Source organism: Phyllobacterium sp. MT110 (assembly GCF_058792715.1).
This window is the reverse complement of the sequence record NZ_JBXAFE010000006.1, coordinates 61,009-80,808: the sequence shown is the minus strand read 5'-3', so window position 1 is coordinate 80,808 and position 19,800 is coordinate 61,009. Positions and strand designations below refer to the sequence as shown.

Annotated in this window: 21 protein-coding genes; 16 read left to right on the top strand and 5 right to left on the bottom strand. The window is 57.0% G+C overall.

Annotated features, from left to right (window positions below):
- Positions 1 to 279 precede the first annotated feature (279 nt).
- A complete protein-coding gene (locus tag AC1Q5O_RS22090) occupies positions 280 to 1,878 on the bottom strand; it encodes an ABC transporter substrate-binding protein (protein ID WP_223614231.1) in 1,599 nt (532 codons plus the stop codon).
- 159 nt (positions 1,879 to 2,037) lie between these two features.
- Between AC1Q5O_RS22090 and pepT the strand changes: the two genes are divergently transcribed.
- Positions 2,038 to 3,276 (top strand): peptidase T, encoded by a 1,239-nt coding sequence (gene pepT / locus AC1Q5O_RS22085; protein WP_492565946.1) that lies wholly within the window; start codon positions 2,038 to 2,040, stop codon positions 3,274 to 3,276.
- 10 nt (positions 3,277 to 3,286) lie between these two features.
- On the opposite strand, the gene AC1Q5O_RS22080 is transcribed toward pepT, so the two are convergent.
- Positions 3,287 to 4,585 (bottom strand): MATE family efflux transporter, encoded by a 1,299-nt coding sequence (locus AC1Q5O_RS22080; RefSeq protein WP_492565944.1) that lies wholly within the window; start codon positions 4,583 to 4,585, stop codon positions 3,287 to 3,289.
- Between the two features lie 188 nt (positions 4,586 to 4,773).
- The gene (locus AC1Q5O_RS22075; RefSeq protein ID WP_492565942.1) at positions 4,774 to 5,406 is read right to left on the bottom strand and encodes a DUF2239 family protein; all 633 of its coding nucleotides are present in this window, start codon (positions 5,404 to 5,406) and stop codon (positions 4,774 to 4,776) included.
- Between the two features lie 139 nt (positions 5,407 to 5,545).
- On the opposite strand from AC1Q5O_RS22075, the gene AC1Q5O_RS22070 reads away from it, so the two are divergent.
- The 6 genes from AC1Q5O_RS22070 (at position 5,546) to AC1Q5O_RS22045 (ending at position 9,740) form a co-directional block, all read left to right on the top strand.
- Positions 5,546 to 5,881 (top strand): GIY-YIG nuclease family protein, encoded by a 336-nt coding sequence (locus AC1Q5O_RS22070; protein WP_492565940.1) that lies wholly within the window; start codon positions 5,546 to 5,548, stop codon positions 5,879 to 5,881.
- A gap of 125 nt (positions 5,882 to 6,006) precedes the next feature.
- Positions 6,007 to 6,600 (top strand): class I SAM-dependent methyltransferase, encoded by a 594-nt coding sequence (locus tag AC1Q5O_RS22065; RefSeq protein ID WP_472460232.1) that lies wholly within the window; start codon positions 6,007 to 6,009, stop codon positions 6,598 to 6,600.
- Positions 6,600 to 7,190: a DedA family protein gene (locus AC1Q5O_RS22060; protein ID WP_464663898.1), complete on the top strand. Its 591-nt coding sequence runs from the start codon at positions 6,600 to 6,602 to the stop codon at positions 7,188 to 7,190. Before AC1Q5O_RS22065 ends, AC1Q5O_RS22060 begins: the two co-directional genes overlap by 1 nt.
- A gap of 64 nt (positions 7,191 to 7,254) precedes the next feature.
- Complete coding sequence (locus AC1Q5O_RS22055) at positions 7,255 to 7,929, top strand: response regulator transcription factor (RefSeq protein WP_492565937.1); 675 nt, start codon at positions 7,255 to 7,257, stop codon at positions 7,927 to 7,929.
- The gene (locus tag AC1Q5O_RS22050; RefSeq protein WP_492565935.1) at positions 7,926 to 9,293 is read left to right on the top strand and encodes a sensor histidine kinase; all 1,368 of its coding nucleotides are present in this window, start codon (positions 7,926 to 7,928) and stop codon (positions 9,291 to 9,293) included. The genes AC1Q5O_RS22055 and AC1Q5O_RS22050 overlap by 4 nt, the downstream gene beginning before the upstream one ends.
- Positions 9,294 to 9,440: 147 nt before the next feature.
- Positions 9,441 to 9,740, top strand: a complete 300-nt coding sequence (locus AC1Q5O_RS22045) for a hypothetical protein (protein ID WP_346306784.1) — start codon at positions 9,441 to 9,443, stop codon at positions 9,738 to 9,740.
- A 24-nt stretch (positions 9,741 to 9,764) separates the two neighbouring features.
- On the opposite strand, the gene AC1Q5O_RS22040 is transcribed toward AC1Q5O_RS22045, so the two are convergent.
- The gene (locus tag AC1Q5O_RS22040; RefSeq protein ID WP_492566327.1) at positions 9,765 to 10,478 is read right to left on the bottom strand and encodes a GntR family transcriptional regulator; all 714 of its coding nucleotides are present in this window, start codon (positions 10,476 to 10,478) and stop codon (positions 9,765 to 9,767) included.
- Between the two features lie 263 nt (positions 10,479 to 10,741).
- Between AC1Q5O_RS22040 and AC1Q5O_RS22035 the strand changes: the two genes are divergently transcribed.
- The 8 genes from AC1Q5O_RS22035 (at position 10,742) to AC1Q5O_RS22000 (ending at position 17,836) form a co-directional block, all read left to right on the top strand.
- The gene (locus tag AC1Q5O_RS22035) at positions 10,742 to 11,827 is read left to right on the top strand and encodes an ABC transporter ATP-binding protein (RefSeq protein WP_492565933.1); all 1,086 of its coding nucleotides are present in this window, start codon (positions 10,742 to 10,744) and stop codon (positions 11,825 to 11,827) included.
- Between the two features lie 29 nt (positions 11,828 to 11,856).
- Positions 11,857 to 13,152: an ABC transporter substrate-binding protein gene (locus AC1Q5O_RS22030; RefSeq protein ID WP_492565932.1), complete on the top strand. Its 1,296-nt coding sequence runs from the start codon at positions 11,857 to 11,859 to the stop codon at positions 13,150 to 13,152.
- Between the two features lie 64 nt (positions 13,153 to 13,216).
- Entirely contained in the window at positions 13,217 to 14,146 is a 930-nt protein-coding gene (locus tag AC1Q5O_RS22025; protein ID WP_492565930.1) for an ABC transporter permease, read from the top strand.
- Position 14,147: 1 nt separating this feature from the next.
- On the top strand, positions 14,148 to 14,969 hold the full coding sequence (locus AC1Q5O_RS22020; protein WP_492565928.1) for an ABC transporter permease: 822 nt from the start codon (positions 14,148 to 14,150) through the stop codon (positions 14,967 to 14,969).
- A gap of 7 nt (positions 14,970 to 14,976) precedes the next feature.
- On the top strand, positions 14,977 to 15,717 hold the full coding sequence (locus AC1Q5O_RS22015) for an aspartate/glutamate racemase family protein (protein ID WP_492565926.1): 741 nt from the start codon (positions 14,977 to 14,979) through the stop codon (positions 15,715 to 15,717).
- A 69-nt stretch (positions 15,718 to 15,786) separates the two neighbouring features.
- Positions 15,787 to 16,323, top strand: a complete 537-nt coding sequence (locus tag AC1Q5O_RS22010) for a sigma-70 family RNA polymerase sigma factor (protein WP_288191364.1) — start codon at positions 15,787 to 15,789, stop codon at positions 16,321 to 16,323.
- Positions 16,316 to 17,089 carry an anti-sigma factor family protein gene (locus tag AC1Q5O_RS22005; protein ID WP_288191363.1) on the top strand — a complete coding sequence of 258 codons (774 nt, stop codon included), beginning with the start codon at positions 16,316 to 16,318 and terminating at the stop codon, positions 17,087 to 17,089. Before AC1Q5O_RS22010 ends, AC1Q5O_RS22005 begins: the two co-directional genes overlap by 8 nt.
- A 27-nt stretch (positions 17,090 to 17,116) precedes the next feature.
- Positions 17,117 to 17,836 (top strand): Bax inhibitor-1/YccA family protein, encoded by a 720-nt coding sequence (locus AC1Q5O_RS22000; protein WP_223614215.1) that lies wholly within the window; start codon positions 17,117 to 17,119, stop codon positions 17,834 to 17,836.
- Between the two features lie 167 nt (positions 17,837 to 18,003).
- Here the strand turns inward: AC1Q5O_RS22000 and AC1Q5O_RS21995 are convergent, their stop codons facing one another.
- The gene (locus AC1Q5O_RS21995; protein WP_492565924.1) at positions 18,004 to 18,753 is read right to left on the bottom strand and encodes a sulfite exporter TauE/SafE family protein; all 750 of its coding nucleotides are present in this window, start codon (positions 18,751 to 18,753) and stop codon (positions 18,004 to 18,006) included.
- 77 nt (positions 18,754 to 18,830) lie between these two features.
- Between AC1Q5O_RS21995 and AC1Q5O_RS21990 the strand changes: the two genes are divergently transcribed.
- Positions 18,831 to 19,763: a LysR family transcriptional regulator gene (locus tag AC1Q5O_RS21990; protein ID WP_492565922.1), complete on the top strand. Its 933-nt coding sequence runs from the start codon at positions 18,831 to 18,833 to the stop codon at positions 19,761 to 19,763.
- The last annotated feature ends 37 nt before the right edge of the window (positions 19,764 to 19,800 follow it).

Here is a 19,800-nt window from a genome sequence, read left to right as displayed (position 1 = left end):
GATTTCTGGTTATCTCAGAAGCCCAGAACGAAAATACGGTTCATGCGTTTTTCAGAGGATAAAACCGCCATTAGCCTAAATAATATTGCCTGCCGATATTAGGTGCTTCCCCATCGTGAAAGCGCGGCTTCGTAATAACGTAACTTATCTCTAGACGTATTTCAATGATGTTGCCGAGCCGCAGTATTGGCCACATCAACACCGGCATGAACAATGCTCGGATACTGTAAAGAATTGCGCAGGGGCCGAGCGTTGTCCAGGCCCCTGCGCTTAACGATCTTATTCGTCGATGTCGACATCTTCAAACAGATTGCCGCCGAATGGATCAACGCGGAAATCCTTCACCTTGGCACTAATCGGTTGCTGGACGATCTGATGGGCAATCGTCAGCCAGGGTGCCTGCTCCTTGAACACGACCTGAGCCTGTTCATACAGCTTTGTTCTCTCAGCCTGGTCCGTGGTCAGTTTGGCGGCCTGGATCAGTTTTTCAAAGTCCTCGTTGCACCAGTTGGCGCGATTGCCGCTGCCAATGGCCTGGCAGCCCAGAAGGGCCGCAAGAAAATTGTCCGGATCGGCAATGCCGCCCGTCCATCCGAGAATAACCGCGCCGTCCCGGTCCTTTTCCAGTGACCGCTTCAGGTACTCGGTCCAGTCATAGGAAACGATTTCAGCCTTGATGCCAACTTTTGCCAGGTCAGACTGCATCATTTCGGCGGTCCGGCGCGCGTTGGGCATGTAGGGACGCTGAACGGGCATGGCCCAGATCTTCATCGAAAGATCTTTGACGCCAGCCTCTGCGAGCAGTTTCTGCGACTGCGCGGGATCATAGGCATCGTCTTTGACCGCGGCATTGTATGACCAGACACCCGGCGGAATGGCGTTGACGGCAACCATGCCGGTCGAGCCGTAGACCGCATCGATGATCGCCTGCTTGTTGACGGCCATGTTGATGGCCTTGCGCACGCGCACATCGTTGAAAGGCGCGACCAGCGTGTTGTAGGCCATGAACGCAATGTTCAAGCCTTCCTTTTGCAGGAGGTTGATCGCCGGGTCGGTTTTCATCTCAGCCAGATCGGCCGGGTTCGGGTAAGCCATGACATGGCATTCGCCAGCCTTGAGCTTCTGGTAGCGAACAGAGGCATCCGGGGTTACGGCGATGATCAGATTATCGATCTTCTGCTTCCCGCCCCAGTAATCGGGATTGGCCGTATAGCGAACGGCCGTATCCGGCTGATAATCGACAAACTGGTAGGGACCGGTTCCGATAGGTAACAGGCCAAATTCGTCCTGCTTGCCCTCAGCCAGAAGCTTGTCCGCATATTCCTTGGATTGAATGACTGCGAATGTGAGGGAAAGGGAAGCGAGCATCGTCGCTTCCGGACGGGTAAGGACGAATTTGACGGTATGCTCGTCGATTTTTTCGATTTTGCCGATAAGGCTCGGGAACGAATAGGAATTGTATTGCGGCCAGACTCCCTTACCATTGTAGGGATTGGCCTTGTTCCCCTGACGGTCGAACGTAAAGATGACGTCATCCGCATTGAAATCGCGCGTCGGGGTAAAATAGCTCGTTGTCTGGAATTTCACGCCCTTGCGCAGGTGAAACGTATATTCTTTCCCGTCGGCGGAAATATCCCAGCTTTCGGCGAGGCCCGGCTCCAGTTCGGTCGAACCGCGTTTGATCTTGATGAGGCCATTGGAAACATTGCGTGCGGAGGCGTCATATGTCGCACCCGATGTGGTGCTCGCCGCGTCAAAGCCGTCTGGCGCGGCTTCCGAGCAATAGATCAATGTCTTTGCGGAAGCGACAGCCATGGTTGTTCCGCTCAATCCGAGGGCAAGAATAGTCGCTGAAAGAATTTTCTCGGGAAGTTTCATGTCGTCCTGTCTTTTCTGGGAATCAACGTATCACATGGATGGGATCGGAATTTATCGGCGAGGGCTCACGGCAATGCAATATAAATATGTCACCTAAACGCTTGTCCTGAAAAGTGGAATCATCGAAACCAGCATCTTTGATCAGAGGCAGAGAACGCAATGGACATTGTTGAACGATTTCTCAACTACACACGCATCAATACCACAACGGTCCCCGGCGCAGATCATTTGCCTTCGAGTGCCGGTCAATCAGTATTGGCGCGCTTGCTGGCCGGAGAGTTGCGTGACCTGGGGCTGGATGTCGAGGAACGGGAGCATTCGATCGTGGTGGGAACACTGCCGAGCAATGCAACCGACAAGAATCGCACGATTCCAACCGTGGCATGGGTCGCCCATCTCGACACCAGCAGCGAGTACAATACGGATACCAAAGCCCAGATCGTGCAGTATGAAGGCGGCGATATCGTCTTGAACGAACAGCTTCAGGTCGTTATGCGTCCGAGCGATTTTCCCGAGCTGACGCGTTATGCCGGTGACCGGATCATCGTTACTGATGGAACAAGCTTGCTCGGTGCGGATAACAAGTCAGCCATAGCCGAGATCATGCATGCGATGCAGACGCTTCAGTCGAACCCCGGGATTGAACACGGCGAGGTGAAGGTCGTGTTTGTCCCGGATGAGGAAATTGGCCTTCTGGGAGCCAAAGCGCTGGATGTCAAAACCCTCAATGCCGATTTCGCCTACACGCTGGATTGCTGTGAGATTGGCGAGATCGTGCACGAGAACTGGAATGCGGGTGAGTTCCACATCACCTTCCACGGGCAGACCGCGCACCCGATGTCGGCCAAGGGCAAGCTGCGCAATGCCGTGCTCTTTGCCCAGCAATTCATCGCCATGCTGCCGGCGGGTGAAAGACCGGAATATACGGAAAACCGCGAAGGCTACTACTGGGTCAAATCCATCCATGGCACGGTTGCCGAGACGCGGATCGTTCTCGACATCCGCGATTTTACCCAGGCTGGATTCGACCACCGGCGCCACTTTGTCGAGACCGTCGTCGAGAGTTTTAATCAACTCCACGGTGCCCAGACTGTGACGGCAGCATATCAGCCAATGTATCGCAACGTCGCCGACAGTTTGCAGGGCTCCAATCATTATCCGGTACAGCTGGCGTTGGAGGCGATGCGGGCGATTGGCGTATCACCGAAGTCGATCCCCATGCGCGGCGGCTATGACGGCGCGGTTCTGTCGGAAAAGGGCCTGCCTTGCCCCAATCTGTTTTGCGGCGCCCATAATTTTCATTCGATCTACGAATTTCTGCCGGTGCGTTCGCTCGAAAAGGCCTCCGAGATGGTGGTTGAAATCCTGCAACGCGCAGCGCGTGCGCCGCAGGATTAACCCTGGTCATTCAGACCAGGCGTGTGATGTGGTGACGTCGCCATGAAAAACGAAAGTACAGCATCTGAAAGAGCAGTGTTGTGACGAAGGTCGTGGCATAGGCAATCCATATTCCAGTCAGCCCGATCTTGGCATTCATGAAGTAGGCCAGCGGTATTTCCACTGCCAGGATGGCGAGAATTGACAGGCCCGTCGGATTGAGCACAGTACCGCTGCCACGCATCGCGCCGGTCAGGACACTGGTCGCTCCGGCCGCCAGAAGACTCCAGAGCACAATGTGCAGAAGCTGTATTGCTGCAGCAACGACCTCACTATCGGTTATGAACAAGCCGATAATCGGGTTGGCAAACGCATAAGCGAAGATGACGAAGCCACCCGTTGTGACGACATTCAGCCATAGGCCGGTGTGCAGGATTTTGCCGATCCTGTCTGCCCGGCCTGCACCGATGGCGTGGGCGGTCAAAATCGACGTTGTGATGCCAAGCGACATGACTGGAAGCTGTACCCAGTGCATCACCTGATTGATTGCCCCGTAGGCTGCTGTTGCATTGGCGCCATGCCGGTTTACCAATCCAAGCAGGACCATCTCAGCCACCGCCATCGTCAGCATCTGCACAGCCATTGGAAGGCCTATGCGCAAGATGGCTTTGGCAAGATGGAGATTGATCCGCATCTGGAAAAGTTTTCGGAAATCCGGCGCAAGAGGGTGATTCTTGCGTCGCCAATGCCTGGCAAGCCACAGCATCGCAATGATGGCGCCGACAAACGCTGAGATGGGTGCGCTGGCTACACCAAGGGACGGTATGCCAAACCAGCCACGAATGAATGCCGGCGTGCAGACAAGAGAAGCGACTGTGGCGATTGAGAGAGCTAATAACGGTGTCACTGCATCGGATACGCCACGGCTCATCGACGTTGTCAGCCAGAGCGTAAAGATGATCGGCATCCCTGCAAGCATTGTGCGCGCATAAATCGTGGCATCGGCTTGGATGTCTGCGGGTGTCCCAAGCATCGCTATGATTTTTTGCGCAAACAAGCTTCCGACCATGCTGACGATGAAACCCGCAAGGATCATCATTCCCAAAGCCGTGCCGGCCACAGTCCGGACCTTCCCGCGGTCGCCGCTACCCCAGGCTTGACCGATGAGAACTGTCGCACCACTGCTCAGGCCGATAACGATTGAGAACAACAACAGGATGATCGGAAAGAATGCCGATGCAGCTGCAATCGCTTTGACGCCGAGAAATTGGCCCAGAAAGATTCCGTCAATCGTGCCTGACGCCGCCTGCAATACATTGGTCAGCATCATCGGCAGGAGGATGGCAAGGAATGTGCGCCATAGGGGCCGTGCAGCTCTTGGCGCGATACTCTGTTGGGTCATGATGTCAAGTGTCAGGCACAAGCCTGCCCTTCCGGAGCGGCATTTCGCTCCAGTTCTGATAGGTTGGATCGTCGTATATTTTGTCGAAGTGCGCCTTCCCGCCCGGAAAGAGGTGCTTACTGTCTGCCGTATGCCAGCTTTATCGCATACTGGCGCACGTCGGTTGGCCACTCGCTGACCCGTTCGACAAAAGCGGTCTGGTTGCCGGCAAACAACGCCCGGATTGCGTCTTCAAAGCCGGGCATATTGCCCGCCATCGCCAATGCGAAGTGGTAGGCTGCTTCCTGGGCGGCACGGGTTTTGGTTTCACTGCCGCCCGCCTTTCTGGCTTCGTCGATCAATCGCCTGAGCGCAACGGATGCCCCCCCGCTTTGCTCGGCAAGCCACTCCCAATGCCGCGGCAGAAGTGTGACTTCCCGGGCAATGACGCCGAGTTTTGGCCGTCCTCGCCCACGCGGTGCAGGTGCGGGCAGGCCGCCCTCGGGTTCCCGCGACGCTTGGCTTGCATTTTGCCAACCGTCATCATCCTTCGACGACTGCAACAACCGTGCGATGATGTCGGTCTTTGTACCGCGCAGATCGAGATCCACGACGCGGCCAGTCATGTCGTCAAAGACGAGGAGAGGTCCGGAAGTGTCGCTTTCTTCGGAAGTGTTCTTTACGACCAAGGCCACTTCGACCAGGGGACCGGACAAGAGAAGGTGTGTGCCGTCGAAAGCGGTGCAGGGTCGGGAAAGATGGTCGGTCATGACGGGTACTCGATTGATATTTGATTTATATCCGGGTTATAAAATGAAAAGTCAATATCATCCGGGTAATAAATTGACGAAATTCGGATTGACTGCTATGGGGGCTTTGACTTGAAAACTCTTGTGAACGGAATGACGGATGAAGACCGAGGACAAAAAGGCGGCGATCGCGGCCTATAAGGAAAGAAAAGCAATCGTTGGAATTTATGCCGTTCGCTGCCTCGCGTCGGGCAAGATCTGGATTGGCCAAAGCACCAACCTTGATACGATCCAGAACCGCCTGTGGTTTACGCTTCGTCTTGGCAATCATCCGTGCCGGGACCTGCAGCAGGCCTGGAACCATGGGACATCGGACGATTTCGTGTTCGAGGAACTCGAGCGAATGGAGGACGAGAAACTGGCCTATGTCCGTCAGGCCCGTCTCAAGGAGCGTGTTGCATATTGGCGTTCTTCGCTTGGCGGCACGGCTATTTGACCAGCGGCAGGGCCTGCCGGAATCGCCAAACCAAACGTGTGAATTCTTGCCGGGCATGCCAGACTGTCACAATGTTTGCGCTCGCACATGGTGGAACCCGCAACGTTCCTCATGTGAGATTTTGAATGGCTCAAACAGATATTCTTCGGTTCTTCAGTGCCTGGCTGCGCGCACCCCTACGCGTCGCATCGGTAACACCATCCAGCAACAGTCTGTCGGCTCTGATGACCGAGCACATATCGCCGTCTCACGGCCCTGTTCTGGAGCTTGGCCCCGGGACGGGCGTGTTCACGTCGGCCCTGCTGAAACGCGGCATTGCAGAGCGCGACATCACGCTGATCGAGTATGGGCCGGAGTTCGTGCCTCTCCTCAAGGTGAGATTTCCCGATACCAAACTCTACCAGATGGATGCGCGGCATATCGGGGAGCGCGGCCTCTTTGAAGACGCGGTTTTCGGCAATGTCATCAGCGGATTGCCGCTTCTGTCGATGAAACCCGCTATCGTTCTGGCGATCCTCGCGGGATGTTTTTCCCGGTTGCGCCGGGATGGAGGATTTTACCAGTTTACCTACGGCCCCAAATGCCCGGTGTCCTCCTTGCTCCTGCACAAGCTCGACCTCAAGGCAGAGAAGACTGGCTGGACGTTCCGCAATTTCCCGCCGGCTTCGGTCTACCGCATTACCCGCCATCAGGTTCCCTTGCTCGGGAATGCGCGCTGATGGATTCTCCACTTTATGCATCGCTGCTGGACATGGGATTGCTTGGCATTGTCGCTCTTGCCTTCGCGGAGAAGCTGATCCCGGTTCTTCCGTCTTATCTCATGCTGGTGTTTCTCGGTGCGACATATGTGTCGGGCGTCCCGGACCTGATTGTGCTCGTGCTCGCCACCGTTTGCGGGTCCACGCTGGGTGCCCTGTTCTGGTATGGCATTGGCCGGTTGGCGGGAAAGAAACGAACGGATGCGCTTGTCGCCCGTTTCGGCCGCTATATTTTCCTGCCGGTCACCCGGTACCGCGCCATGGCCAACGCCTACGAGACAAATCAGTTCTGGGTTACGCTCGTCGCCCAGACCATTCCGACCATCCGGATATTCCTGGCAATGCCAGCTGGTGTCTTGCGATTGAAACTGCAAGGCTTTCTGCCGGCAACCATTCTCGGCATCTTTGTCTGGAATACGCCCTTGGTCGGTCTCGGCTTCCTGTTGCGTCAATCGGAACGTGATCCGCTGCAGATGGGAATAGCTGTTGTTGGCGCTATTCTTCTGGGTGAACTGGCCGTTGGATTGATCTTTCGCCGTGTGCGTGGATGAGTGGGCACCTTCCGCATGCAAGGACGTGGCGATAAAGTCGGGTGAATCGGAGGCGGAGTGGCAGATGCGCATATTGCTGGTTGAGGACGAACCGCAACTGGTCGTGGCGCTGAGAGCGGCATTTGCGCGCCACAATCTGGTGATGGACCATGTCGGCAGTCTCTTTGATGCCGAGCTCATTCTCAATGACGGAGTCTACGACGCGGTGCTGCTCGATCGCCAACTGCCGGATGGTGACGGGTTGAGCCTCATTCCAAAATTGCGCAGCAATGGCTTTACCCTGCCGATTATTGTGTTGACGGCGAAGGGGCGGGTACCAGAGCGTATCAGTGGCCTCGAGACCGGTGCCGATGATTACATGGCCAAACCATTCGACTTCGACGAGCTTCTGGCCCGGTTGCGGGCGGTTCTGCGCCGTCCGGGGCTGGCGCAGTCGCAAATCATCACCGTCGGGCGATTGAGCTTCGACATGGCCTATCGCGATGTTCTCGTCGGCAATTGCCGGCTTGAGATGCCGCGGCGCGAAATGCTGGTACTTGAAAGCCTGGTGCGCCGCGTCGGCCGCATGGTTCCGCGGCCCGCGCTGATGGAAGCTGTCTTCGGCTTTGACGATGAGATTCAGTCGAACGCCCTCGATTCCCACGTCTCCAGACTTCGCCGCAAACTGGCCGATGCGAAGGCCGGAGTCGTGATCAATGTCATTCGCGGCGTGGGTTATCTCCTGCGGGAAGAGTCATGACGGAGCAGCGCCCGCAATCCCTCAGGCGGCGATTGTTCTGGCGGTTGCTGGCGGTTCAGTCCGTTGTGCTCATTCTTGTCATCGCAGTGCTTTTCGGTTCCGGGCAGTTGTTCGACTTCCGTTCGACGGAAAATACCGTTGAAATTCTCGAAGCGGGCATTGGAAGAGACCCGCACGGTGGTCTGATGCTGAAGGATACGGATGCAATAAGGGCGTTGCGAAAAGATGTGCCGGACCTCTGGTACATCATTCGGGATGGGCAGGGGCATCAACTGACGGAAGGCGATATCCCGGAGGAATATGCCGGCGTAGGAAATGCTCTGGACCGGATTGGCCAGGCCCGCTTCGGTTGGAATATCGGTGACCGGGAGAGGCCGACGGCCCGAATGCGCTGGGTCGAGACCGACGCTGGCCGTGTACAGATACTGACGGGATCATCCGCGCTTGCGCCGTTCTTCATGGTGTTCCTGGGAATCTCACTGATCCTGCTGAAACTTGTCGTTCCGATACTCGGGATCATTGCGCTCGGTGCTTTCGTGGCAACGCCCATCGTCGTGCGGCGATCGCTGCGGGGATTGGAACAGGCTGCCGCACAAGCGGATTCGATAGACATCGAAAAACGCGGGGTACGATTGACGTCGACCGGCATGCCCTCGGAAGTCACGCCTTTTGTGCGTGCGGTCAATGGAGCGCTGGGCCGTCTGGACGAAGGCTATGACCGCCAGGAGCGTTTTCTCGCCGATGCCGCCCACGAACTGCGCACGCCCATTGCGATCCTCAAGACGAGGGTCGCATCGTTGCCACAAGGCATGACCAAATCTCTTTTGACAGAGGATACCGCAAGACTGGCGGTTCTGGCGGAACAAATGCTTGACCTGCAGCGGCTGAAGCAGGACGTGCGCCATTTCACCGATGTTGATCTCATCCAGCTCGCGCAGCGCGTCGTTCTCGATATGGGGCCTTTGGCATTTACCGCGGGGTATGAAGTCGGTTTTGAAGCCGCCGCCGCCAATGCGGTCGTGCAGGGCGATCCCGTTGCCTTGGAAAGAGTGATGACCAATCTCGTGCAGAACGCCATCGATCACGGCGGCCGAACAGGCACCATCGCGGTGATTGTCGGGCAAAACTGGATCGAGGTTGCGGATGAAGGGCAGGGCGTTCCCGCTGAACTTCGCGAGCGTGTGTTCGAGCCGTTTTTCAAACGGCATCAGGGCACCAAAGGCTCCGGTCTCGGTCTCAAACTCGTCCAGGAGATCATGGAACTGCATGGCGGAAATATTACCATTGTGCAGAGACCGCTTGGCGCCTGCTTCCGTGTCGAATTTGCGCCTTCCACCACGGATTCCGGCCAGCCAGCAGAATGACTGGCAGGAGATTGCGCTGAATTGTGCGCTTTTCCGGCGCTCTTCAACGATAGATTGCGTGCCGGGACGCAACCGTAATTTCGTTGCAATGAAAGGTGATTATGATTGTGGTGTCAGTAAGCAGAAATTCAAGAAACGGGAATACGCATGGACGGAACAACCGAGCCTGTGCTCATGGCTGCACTGCCACTCATCGTGGGGATGGGAGCGGTCCTGATTGGCATTGTGGCCATGATAGGCAGTTGCCGATTTAAGGTGAGTACGGAGCGTTCAGCGCTCGTCGCGCTTCTCGCGTTGCTGGGTCTGTTCGCCGTTTTCTATTGGTTTGTCGGCGCGCAGATGCCTGTCATACTCGTGCTTGGCGTGGTGGGGTTGGGTTTTGCGGCTGCGCTCGTCATCAAACGCGTCTGTACCGAAACCAAAAGGCATAGGACTGAAGGAATATGAAATCCTTCCCTTTAGGGATGAAACCTACAACCGCAGCGCTTGACGCAGCGGCGCATTGCCAGCAGCCCTGTAGTCAAGATCTTCTTCGATATGATCGATATGGTGGAGGATCGTGCTGGCGGCTTTTTTTCCGTCCCGTGCGATAAGTGCGCCGAGAATATCCGCATGCTCCGATCTGGCGCAGCTAGAAGCCCCGGATTGTCCGTATAATGCGATGACGAGGGATGATCGGGCGATCAGTTCCCGCATGAAACGCTCAAGAATCTGATTTCCGGCAACCGCAGCGAGCATCAGGTGAAAATCGCCCGAAGCCTTGATCGCCGCGCGCCGCGCATTTGGTCCCCGCTCTGCAAGCAACCGTTCTTCTTCTCTCAGATGGCTCCGAAACATGTCGATGTCAGCCATTGCCATGCGCTCAGCCGCACGCATGGCAATCTCCGGCTCGATGACCCGGCGGGATTCAAAGATTTGCCGGGCTTCGTCTGGTGAGGGATAGGCGATGAACGCGCCCCGATTGCGCTCGATCTTGACCAGTCCCTCAAACGCCAGCATCTGCAATGCGGCGCGCACGACCGTGCGGCTGACGTCGAACAGCTCGCCCACCTCGGTCTCGATCAGCTTTGTGCCCGGGGCCAGCCTTCGCTCGACGATAGCATTGTAGAGCGCCTCACGAATGAGTTGCGATCGGTCATCTTGCGCGTCATCGCGTAACGGGACTGTCTCAGTTGCTGGCTTCATCGGTTCCTGCCTTCCAAGTCTCTTTTTAGCGCGATTTCCAACTAAGACCAGCATCCAAGATTGCACGCTGTGGAAATATAAATTGCATACAATTTCACCGAGGATTGAAAACATTGAACATAAATTGTGCATTGCAGCATTGTGGTATGCGCGAGGAAGCTGATCCTGCGAAAATTGGCGCAAGGATTCCAGAGGCTTAGGAAAAAGTCTCGGAATTGGCACGGTATATGCAGAGCTCCAGTGGGCAGAAAAGGGAATGCTGCATGAGCAAAGCCGCTGAAATTGACATCGTATCGGTTTCGAAAGTCTACGGTACCGCAACGGCCGTGGACGCGATCAGCCTGAAGATTCCCGCCGGGACATATTGCTGTCTTCTGGGGCCATCCGGTTGCGGCAAGACGTCGACATTACGGATGATCGCGGGCCACGAAGTGATTTCAAGCGGTGATATCCGACTGGGCAACACTGTGGTGACGGATTTTCCTCCGGCCAGGCGCGGCACGGCAATGATGTTTCAGTCCTATGCCCTGTTTCCGCATCTCGATCTCATCGACAACGTTGCCTTCAGCCTGAAGATGAAGGGCGTCGGCAAGGAAGAGCGGCGCGTCAAGGCAATGGCCATGCTCAAACTGATGCAGATGGACGCCTATGCGACCCGCCGGCCGGCACAACTCTCCGGCGGGCAGCAGCAGCGGGTCGCGCTTGCACGCGCCCTGATCACTGACCCGGAAGCGCTCCTGCTTGACGAACCGCTTTCCGCTCTCGATCCGTTTCTCAAGATACGCATGCGCGCTGAGCTCAAAAAACTGCAGACCAGCCTGGGCATAACCTTCGTCCATGTCACGCACAGCCAGGAAGAAGCGATGGCGCTGGCGGATCTCATCGTTGTCATGAACGATGGCAGGATCGAACAGGCGGCGCATCCGCGAACCGTGTTCGAGCGGCCCGCGACAGCTTTTGTGGCGCGTTTCATGGGCGACCACAACGTGGTTTCCGGACGGGTTGCGAACAGTTCGAAGGGCTTTGTCCATTTTGATATTCCGGGCGGTATTTCGCTCGCTGCCGCAGGTCATGCCGAGGCCGGAGCGGCCATCGATATCGCCATCCGCACCGATCGCGTCCGTATCAGCGGCGCGCCGGCGGCGGGTTTCGGGTTTACCGGCGTGGTTTCCAACATCGAATACCGCGGGGCGTCGATAAAGCTCTCGGTAGCCGGTGCCGGTATCGATGATTTCACGGTCATCGTCAGCGACCAGGCCTTCGATGAAAAGCCTGTTTTCGTGGGTGAAGCCATCCCGCTCGCCTGGGACAGCAATGACGCCATCATTCTCGGGCGTCTGAACTCCTGAATGAAACAACCAAAAAAGGGGAACTGAACATGACAGATACAATCAAACACAAGGCAGGATTGAACAGACGCGCGTTTCTGAAAACGGGCGCCGCCGCGGCAGGTCTGGTCGCCGGGTCCGGCGCCATTACCGGCTTTCCGACCATCTGGGCGCAGAACATCAAGAATGTTACCCTGCGCCAGTTCGGAACAGGCGTTTCCAATCTCAATGACGTTGCCAACAAGGTGAAGGAGGATCTCGGCTTTACGCTGCAGATGACGGCACTCGATTCCGACGCGGTGACCCAGCGCGCGGTCACGCAGCCGGACAGCTATGACATTGCCGATATCGAATATTGGATCGCCAAGAAGGTCTTTCCGGCAGGTGTCATGCAGCCGATGGATGTGTCGAAGATGAAGTATTTCGACAAGATCGCCCCGCTCTTCGTAACCGGCAAACTGACACCGGAAAGCAAGATCGCGCAGGGAACAGCGCCCCATACGGTGGGCTTTGTCGAAAGCGCGGACTCAACGAAATTTGCCTCCGAACCGACCAAATGGATGACCCTGATCCCGACGATCTACAATGCCGATACCCTTGGTATCCGGCCGGATCTGGTCGGCCGCGACATCACCAGCTGGGCGGATATCATGGACCCTGCCTTCAAGGGCAAGGCGTCGATCATCAATATTCCGTCCATTGGCATCATGGACGCCGCCATGATCTGCGAATCCATGGGCACCATCAAGTATGGCGACAAGGGCAATATGACGAAGGCGGAAATCGACCAGACGGTTGCCTTCCTCATCAAGGCAAAGACCGACGGCCAGTTCCGCTCCTTCTGGAAGACATTCGACGAAAGCGTAAATCTCATGGCTTCCGGTGAGGTGGTTATCCAGTCCATGTGGTCGCCGGCCGTCGCTGCCGTCCGCTCCAAGGGCATTGCCTGCAAGTATCAGCCGCTAAAAGAGGGCTATCGCGCCTGGGGAGGCGGGCTCGGTCTCGCCAAGCACCTGAGCGGCATCGAGCTTGATGCCGCCTATGAATATATCAACTGGTATCTCTCCGGCTGGGTGGGCGCCTATCTCAATCGGCAGGGCTATTATTCCGCAGCGCCTGAAACCGCGAAGAACTTCATGACAGCGGATGAATGGGGGTATTGGATGGAAGGCAAGCCGGCTGCGGGCGACATCGTTGCTCCCGATGGCAAGGTCATGGAGAAGGCGGGGGCAGTTCGCGATGGCGGGGCATTCGAAGCCCGCATGGGTGCTGTTGCATGCTGGAACTCCGTCATGGACGAGGATCGTTACATGGTCCGCAAATGGAACGAGTTCATCGCCGCCTGATGTACAGCTTGGCCGCCTTTTCCCCCGGGGGGAAGGGCGGCCTGTCCTTCCAGAGGAACGTTCCATGACAACAACAGATCCTTCCGCTGATACAACCAACGAGCCGGGCAAGTTCGCCAGGCCATTTCGCAGGATGTGGCCCAAGTCGATCCTCCCGTTGCTCTCCTATCTCCAGGCGATGCCGCTAGCGCTTATACTCGGTCTGTTTCTGCTGTTGCCGATCCTCACAATCGTCATGGTCAGCTTCTGGGACTATGACTCCGTGCGGATCTATCCGGATTTCGTCACCTTCAATTATACCGAAACACTGGGCTCATGGGTCACGTGGAAGATTTATCTGAACACCTTCAAGTTCACGCTGATCGTCTGGGGTCTCACCTTGCTTATCGGTTTCTGGGTGGCCTATTTCCTTGCCTTCCATATCCGTTCAACCACCATGCAGATGGTGCTGTTTCTTGTCTGCACCGTGCCGTTCCTTACCTCGAACATCATCCGGATGATTTCATGGGTGCCGTTCCTGGGGCGCAATGGCCTGATCAATTCATCGCTGATCCAGCTTGGCATTGTTTCCAAGCCACTTGAATTTCTGCTGTTTTCAGAGTTTGCGGTCGTTCTGGCGATGGTGCATCTTTATACGCTCTTCATGGTCACGCCCATCTTCAACACGTTGATGCGTATCGATCGCTCGCTCATCGAGGCCGCACGCGATGCCGGCGCCTCCGGATTTCAGATATTGACGAATGTGATCATACCGCTGGCCAAGCCCGGCATTGCCATTGGCTCGATTTTTGTTGTCACGCTGGTGATGGGTGATTTCATTACCGTACGCTTCATGTCGGGCGGACAAAGCGCCTCGGTCGGCCTGATGATGGCAAACCAGATTTCGCTCCTGCAATATCCCGCCGCCGCCGCCAATGCGGTCATTCTCCTGATTGTCGTGCTGTTGATCGTTGCCGCGATCCTGCGTGTCGTCGATATTCGCAAGGAACTCTGACATGCATTCGGAGACCAGATCCCGCGAATTCTATATTCTCGCCTTCTTCTTCACACTGTTCGTGCTCTTCCTCTATGGGCCGCTCACGACAATCTTCATTCTGTCATTTCAGGGGCCGTCCGGAGGTTTGACCTTTCCGATGAATGGAATGTCGCTGCATTGGTTCAGCAATCTCTTCGAACAGCAGGCCGTCGGTGATTTTGGCGGGTCATTGCGCCGATCCATGATCCTCGGGCTCATGACCACGGTCATCACGGTGGTGGTTTCGCTGTTGGCTGGTCTGGCATTCCGGCGCAAGTTCAGGGGATCGACACTGCTCTTCTATCTCGCGATTTCCAGTCTTGTCGTGCCTTCCATTCTGATCAGCCTTGGCATTGGCTTGTTCTTTCAGGTGCTCGGCATAAGGCCCGCATGGTGGTCATCCGGGCTCGGTGCGCATCTGACCTGGACGCTGCCCTTCGGTGTGCTCATCATGTTCGCCGTGTTCAATCGCTTTTCACCGGTCTATGAAGAGGCGGCGCGTGATCTTGGCGCCAATGCCTGGCAGACCTTTCGCCACGTGCTTCTGCCAATGATTGCCCCGAGCCTGATTGGTGTCGGGCTCTTTGGCTTTACGCTTTCCTATGACGAATTTGCCCGTACGTTGATGGCCGCCGGCACATTCAACACTTTGCCGCTCGAGATCTACGGAATGACGACGAATGTGACGACGCCTGTGCTTTACGCGCTGGGTACCGTTACATCGGTCTTCTCATTCCTGGTTATCATCGCTGCCCTGACGGCGATCATCGTCCTTGGCCGCCGCCGTGCACATGTCGGATAAACAGCGAATGCGTGTTCTGCTCGTCAATCCCAATACCACCGTCAGCATGACCAACTCGATCGAGAGTGCGGCCCGTTCTGTGGCTGGTCCCGCAACCGAGATCAGCGCTCGGACCTCGCGCATGGGGCCGGTGTCGATCGAGGGCTACTATGACGAGGCATTTGCAGTCCCCGGCTTGCTCACGGAGATCGCCGAGGGCGAAAGAAGCGGGGCCGATGCGGCGATCATCGCCTGTTTCGATGATACGGGCCTCGATGCTGCACGGGCCATGGCATCCATTCCCGTGCTCGGCATTTGCGAGGCGGCCGTCGCAACCGCAGCGCTCATCGCGCAGCGTTTTTCTATCGTAACAACCCTCGAGCGTTCGATCATGCCGGTGAAGGGTCTGGTTCATCGCTATGGAATGTCGGACCGCGCCACCGTAAGAGCTGCGGCCATTCCCGTATTGTCCCTCGATGATCCATCATCCGGCGCCACGACAAAGCTCCGCGCTGAAATCGAAAAAGCGCTGCGGGACGATCAGGCTGAAGCCATTGTCCTGGGTTGTGCAGGGATGGCTGACCTTGCCCGCCGGTTGCAACAGGAATATGGCGTCCCGGTTGTCGACGGCGTTGGCGCTGCGGTCAAGCTCGCAGAAGGTCTGGTGACGCTGGGGCTGACGACAAGCAAGCGCGGCGGCTACGCTTCGCCGCTGGTCAAGCCGTATCTTGGCATGATGGCTCCGTTCGCGCCGGCCCAAACCAGATAATCCATTTGTGCTACAATGAAATAATTTCGTGTAACGGGAATAAAACCGCATGGGCTCCGTATACACCATATGAAAACGCCGAAACCACGTTTTGATGTTGTTGGACAGCTTGGTTCTCTTCGCCGTTATGCCCGTTCCCTGACCCGGAACGACGCGGATGCAGAGGACCTCGTCCAGGATACGCTTTTGCGCGCCTATGAGCGGCGAAGCGGGTTTCGTCATGGCAATACGCTTCGGGGGTGGTTGCTTTCGATCCTTCACAACCGGTTCATCGACGTCAAGCGTTCAAACGCGGCAGAGGCCCGAACGTTGGAGGCTGCCTATTCCCTTGCCGATGTGGCCATCGATGCACCACAGGAACATTCCGTCCGGCTTGGCCAGGTGCGGGAAGCATTTTTCGCTCTTCCTGAAGAGCAGAGGTCCGCACTTCATCTCGTCGCGCTGGAAGGTCTTTCCTATGAAGAGGCGGCGAACACATTGAACATCCCGGTCGGTACCCTGATGTCGCGGATCAGCCGGGCCCGCGCAACCCTTCGTTCCCACGAAAACGACCGGCAATTGGGAAAGGCCGGTCATTTGAAAATTGTAGGAGGCCGAGATGACTGAAACGATCGATCCCGTCGTCGAAGCGGATCTGGACGCCTATATAGACGACCAGCTCGATACCCTTCGCCGGATTGAGATTGCACGTTACCTGTCGCAGCATCCGGAACAGGCCGCCCGTGTCATGTCCGATCTGCAGTCGCGCGACGAACTTCGGCTTGCGCTGGCGCAGGGGCATACGGCCGGGTCTCCGGAAACGTCAGAACTCGCGCACCGGCTTGAACGGGGTCTCGGACGGGATCGGCTGTTTGGCGGTTTGCAACGCATTGCGGCGGTTGGGGTGCTGCTGGCCCTGGGCTGGATGGCCCATGCGGGGTTCGGTCCTTTGACCGTCTCCAAAGTTGTCGCCGCAACGCCGCCGCCAGCCTACGTTTCAGACGCCATCATGGCGCACAAGACATCATCGCTCCGTGCCGAAATGGTATCGCAGCCGGAAACCCGCAGCTACGACCCTGCGGAGATACGCGCGTCGACCGGAATCGTCATACCTGCAATGCCTGAGAAATGGACGGTGCATGACGTTCAACTGTTTCCGTCCAATTTTGGACCGAGTGTCGAAATGGAAGTCCGGTCCGACAGCCTTGGTCCGGTTTCGCTTTTTGCCGTGCGTCCCGGCACATTTGATGTCGTCAAACCGCGCGCTCTCCGCGTGAACGGCACGTCTGCAGCTTATTTTCAAATTGGCGATGTCGCTTATGCGCTCGTTTCGGATGCTGCAACGGCAGATCTGGAAAAGGCTGCGCTGGGCCTTGCCAAAACCCTTTACTGATCCAACGAACCGAAAGGAACCGAGTTTATGAATACACCTCTGCGTTATGGGATGGATACGGCACGCGGCCAGTCATCCGCGGTCTTTGATGAAGGCCTGCGCCAGCATATGCTGCGCATCTACAACTACATGGGCCTTGGTCTGGTTGTTACCGGTCTTGTAGCCTTTGTCGTTGCCTCAACACCGGCTCTCTATGTGCCGATCTTTTCGACGCCGTTGAAGTGGGTCGTGATGCTGGCCCCGCTGGCCTTTGTCATGTTTTTCTCGTTCAAGATGCAGTCCATGTCGGCATCGTCGGCACAGGCCATGTTCTGGGCATTCTGCGCTGTCATGGGCCTGTCCCTGGCATCCGTATTCCTTGTCTTCACCGGAACCAGCATTGCCCGTACCTTCTTCATCGCGGCAACGATGTTTGGCGCAACCAGCCTCTACGGATACACGACCAAGCGTGACCTGTCGCAGTTCAGCTCCTTCCTGATGATGGGCCTGATCGGCGTGGTCATCGCGAGTCTCGTCAATCTTTTCCTCGGCTCGTCGATGCTGCAGTTCGTCGTATCCGTAGCCGGTGTGCTTGTGTTCATCGGGTTGACCGCCTGGGACACACAGTCGATCAAGGAGCAGTATGCCGAGAGCCATGATTCCGAATCACAACAGAAGCTCGCGGTCTTCGGCGCTTTCTCGCTCTACCTGAATTTCGTCAACATCTTCCAGTTGCTGCTCAGCCTGACTGGTCAGCGCCAGGAGTAGCCGTACCGGGACGAACCGTAGGCAATACATTCAAACCCGTGCTGAAGAACGCAGCACGGGTTTTTGCTTTCAGCCGTCCCTGGCAGCGATCAGATGGGGCGCATTCGGGGTGCGCAGGTGTTCATGGGGTTTACAGCCGAGGCCCAGAAGATCGGCATCGGCGGATGTCAGAACAACGGCTTCACAACCAGCTCCAGTCCAAGCAGCAGGAGACAGACCAGGAACCAGCGGCGGAAAGTTGCAGGGCTGATGGCATCGCGCACCTTCTGACCACACCACATGCCGAACAGCGCAGGTGCCAATGCGAGAGCTGACGTGCTCATATTGTCGAACTGCAATGCTCCGCCTGATGTCAGCCCGATTGCGAGCGCGACGGTGGACACGGTAAAGGACAGGCCAAGCGCCTGGATCAAATCGTCCTTGGTCAGACCCAGCGCCTGCAGGTAGGGAACGGCCGGTATGACAAAAACGCCTGTTGCGCCGGTTACGACGCCCGTGACGATGCCAACGAGCGGCGACAGAATGGGTTCCAGGCTGCGCGGAACGGACAGCTGGCGGGCGGCAAGACTGAACCCCGCATAGAGCATCAAGGCAGCGCCGAGACCCATCGTGGTCCATCCAGCCGTATCATTGGCCATAAGCCAGGCGCCTGCAATGGTTCCCAGAAGGATGGTGAGCATCATGGCCCACAACCGCAATGCGAGGACCGCAAAGCTTGGCCCGGAAAGCAATTGCAGGACATTGGTGACGAAAGAGGGAACGAGCAGCAACGCCGCTGCGCCTGCCGGAGGCATGATGGTGCCGAGAATACCCATGGCGACGGTCGGCAGCCCCATTCCGGTCACACCCTTGACCATACCGGCAAGGAAGAACGTCAGGGCAATCATGAGAAGGGAAGCTGCGGACAGGTCAAACATGCCCCAGCATTGCGCGGGATGGTACTGTTCACAATGCGGAAGAACCGAACTCTGCCTAAGGCTATGCCGAAGGCAGATTGAGTGCTACACCCCTATGCATGCGTTTCGACCTGACTGATCTGCGTCTCTTTCTTCTGGTTGTAGAAGCCGGAAGCATCACCCATGGTGCCACGCAGGCCAACATGACGTTGCCATCGGCCAGTGCCCGCCTGCGCGGCATGGAAGACGTCATCGGTCTCCCGCTGCTCGAACGCGGCCGGCGCGGCGTCGCAACCACACCGGCTGGCGATGCGGTTGCCCATCATGCCCGTATTGTCCTGCAGCAGATCGAGCAGATGCGCGGGGAGCTGGGCGAATTCTCGAAGGGTCTGAAAAGTCATATTCGCCTGATGGCGAATACCGCGGCCATGACGGAATTCCTGCCGGAAAGGCTTGCGGCCTTTCTCGCCGTCCGGCCCAATGTCGATATCGATTTGAAGGAACGTCTCAGCACCGAGATCGTCAAGGCGGTGGCAGGCGGCTCTGCCGATATCGGTGTGATCACGGATGCCGTGGATCACGGCAGTCTGGAATTACGGCCCTTTGCCATTGACCGCCTGGTGCTTGTTGTTGCCCGCTCGAGCCAATGGGCGGAACGTCGCCATATCGCCTTTGCCGATGTCGCCGGGCAGGAATTTGTCGGATTGAGTGCCGGCAGTCCGCTGCAGGATTATCTCGGTGATCACGCAGCACGTGCCGGCCATGCTCTTGCCTTCCGTATTCGTCTGCGGACCTTTGAAGGCATTTGCCGTATGGTTGCTCGGGATGTCGGGTTGGGGATAGTCCCGGAGACTGCAGCGAGGAGATATCGCCGCTCGATGCCCATTCGTTCAGTTCGTCTGACGGATACTTGGGCCACGCGGCATCTGGCCGTCTGCGCGCGCAGATTTGAGGATTTGCTTCCTCATGCGCGCGAACTAATCGAGCAACTGACGAAGCCCCCGCCGACGCGCCGTGGCGGTCGGGTGTAAAAGCCAATCGCCGGACCTTGAATTTGCGCGGATCGAA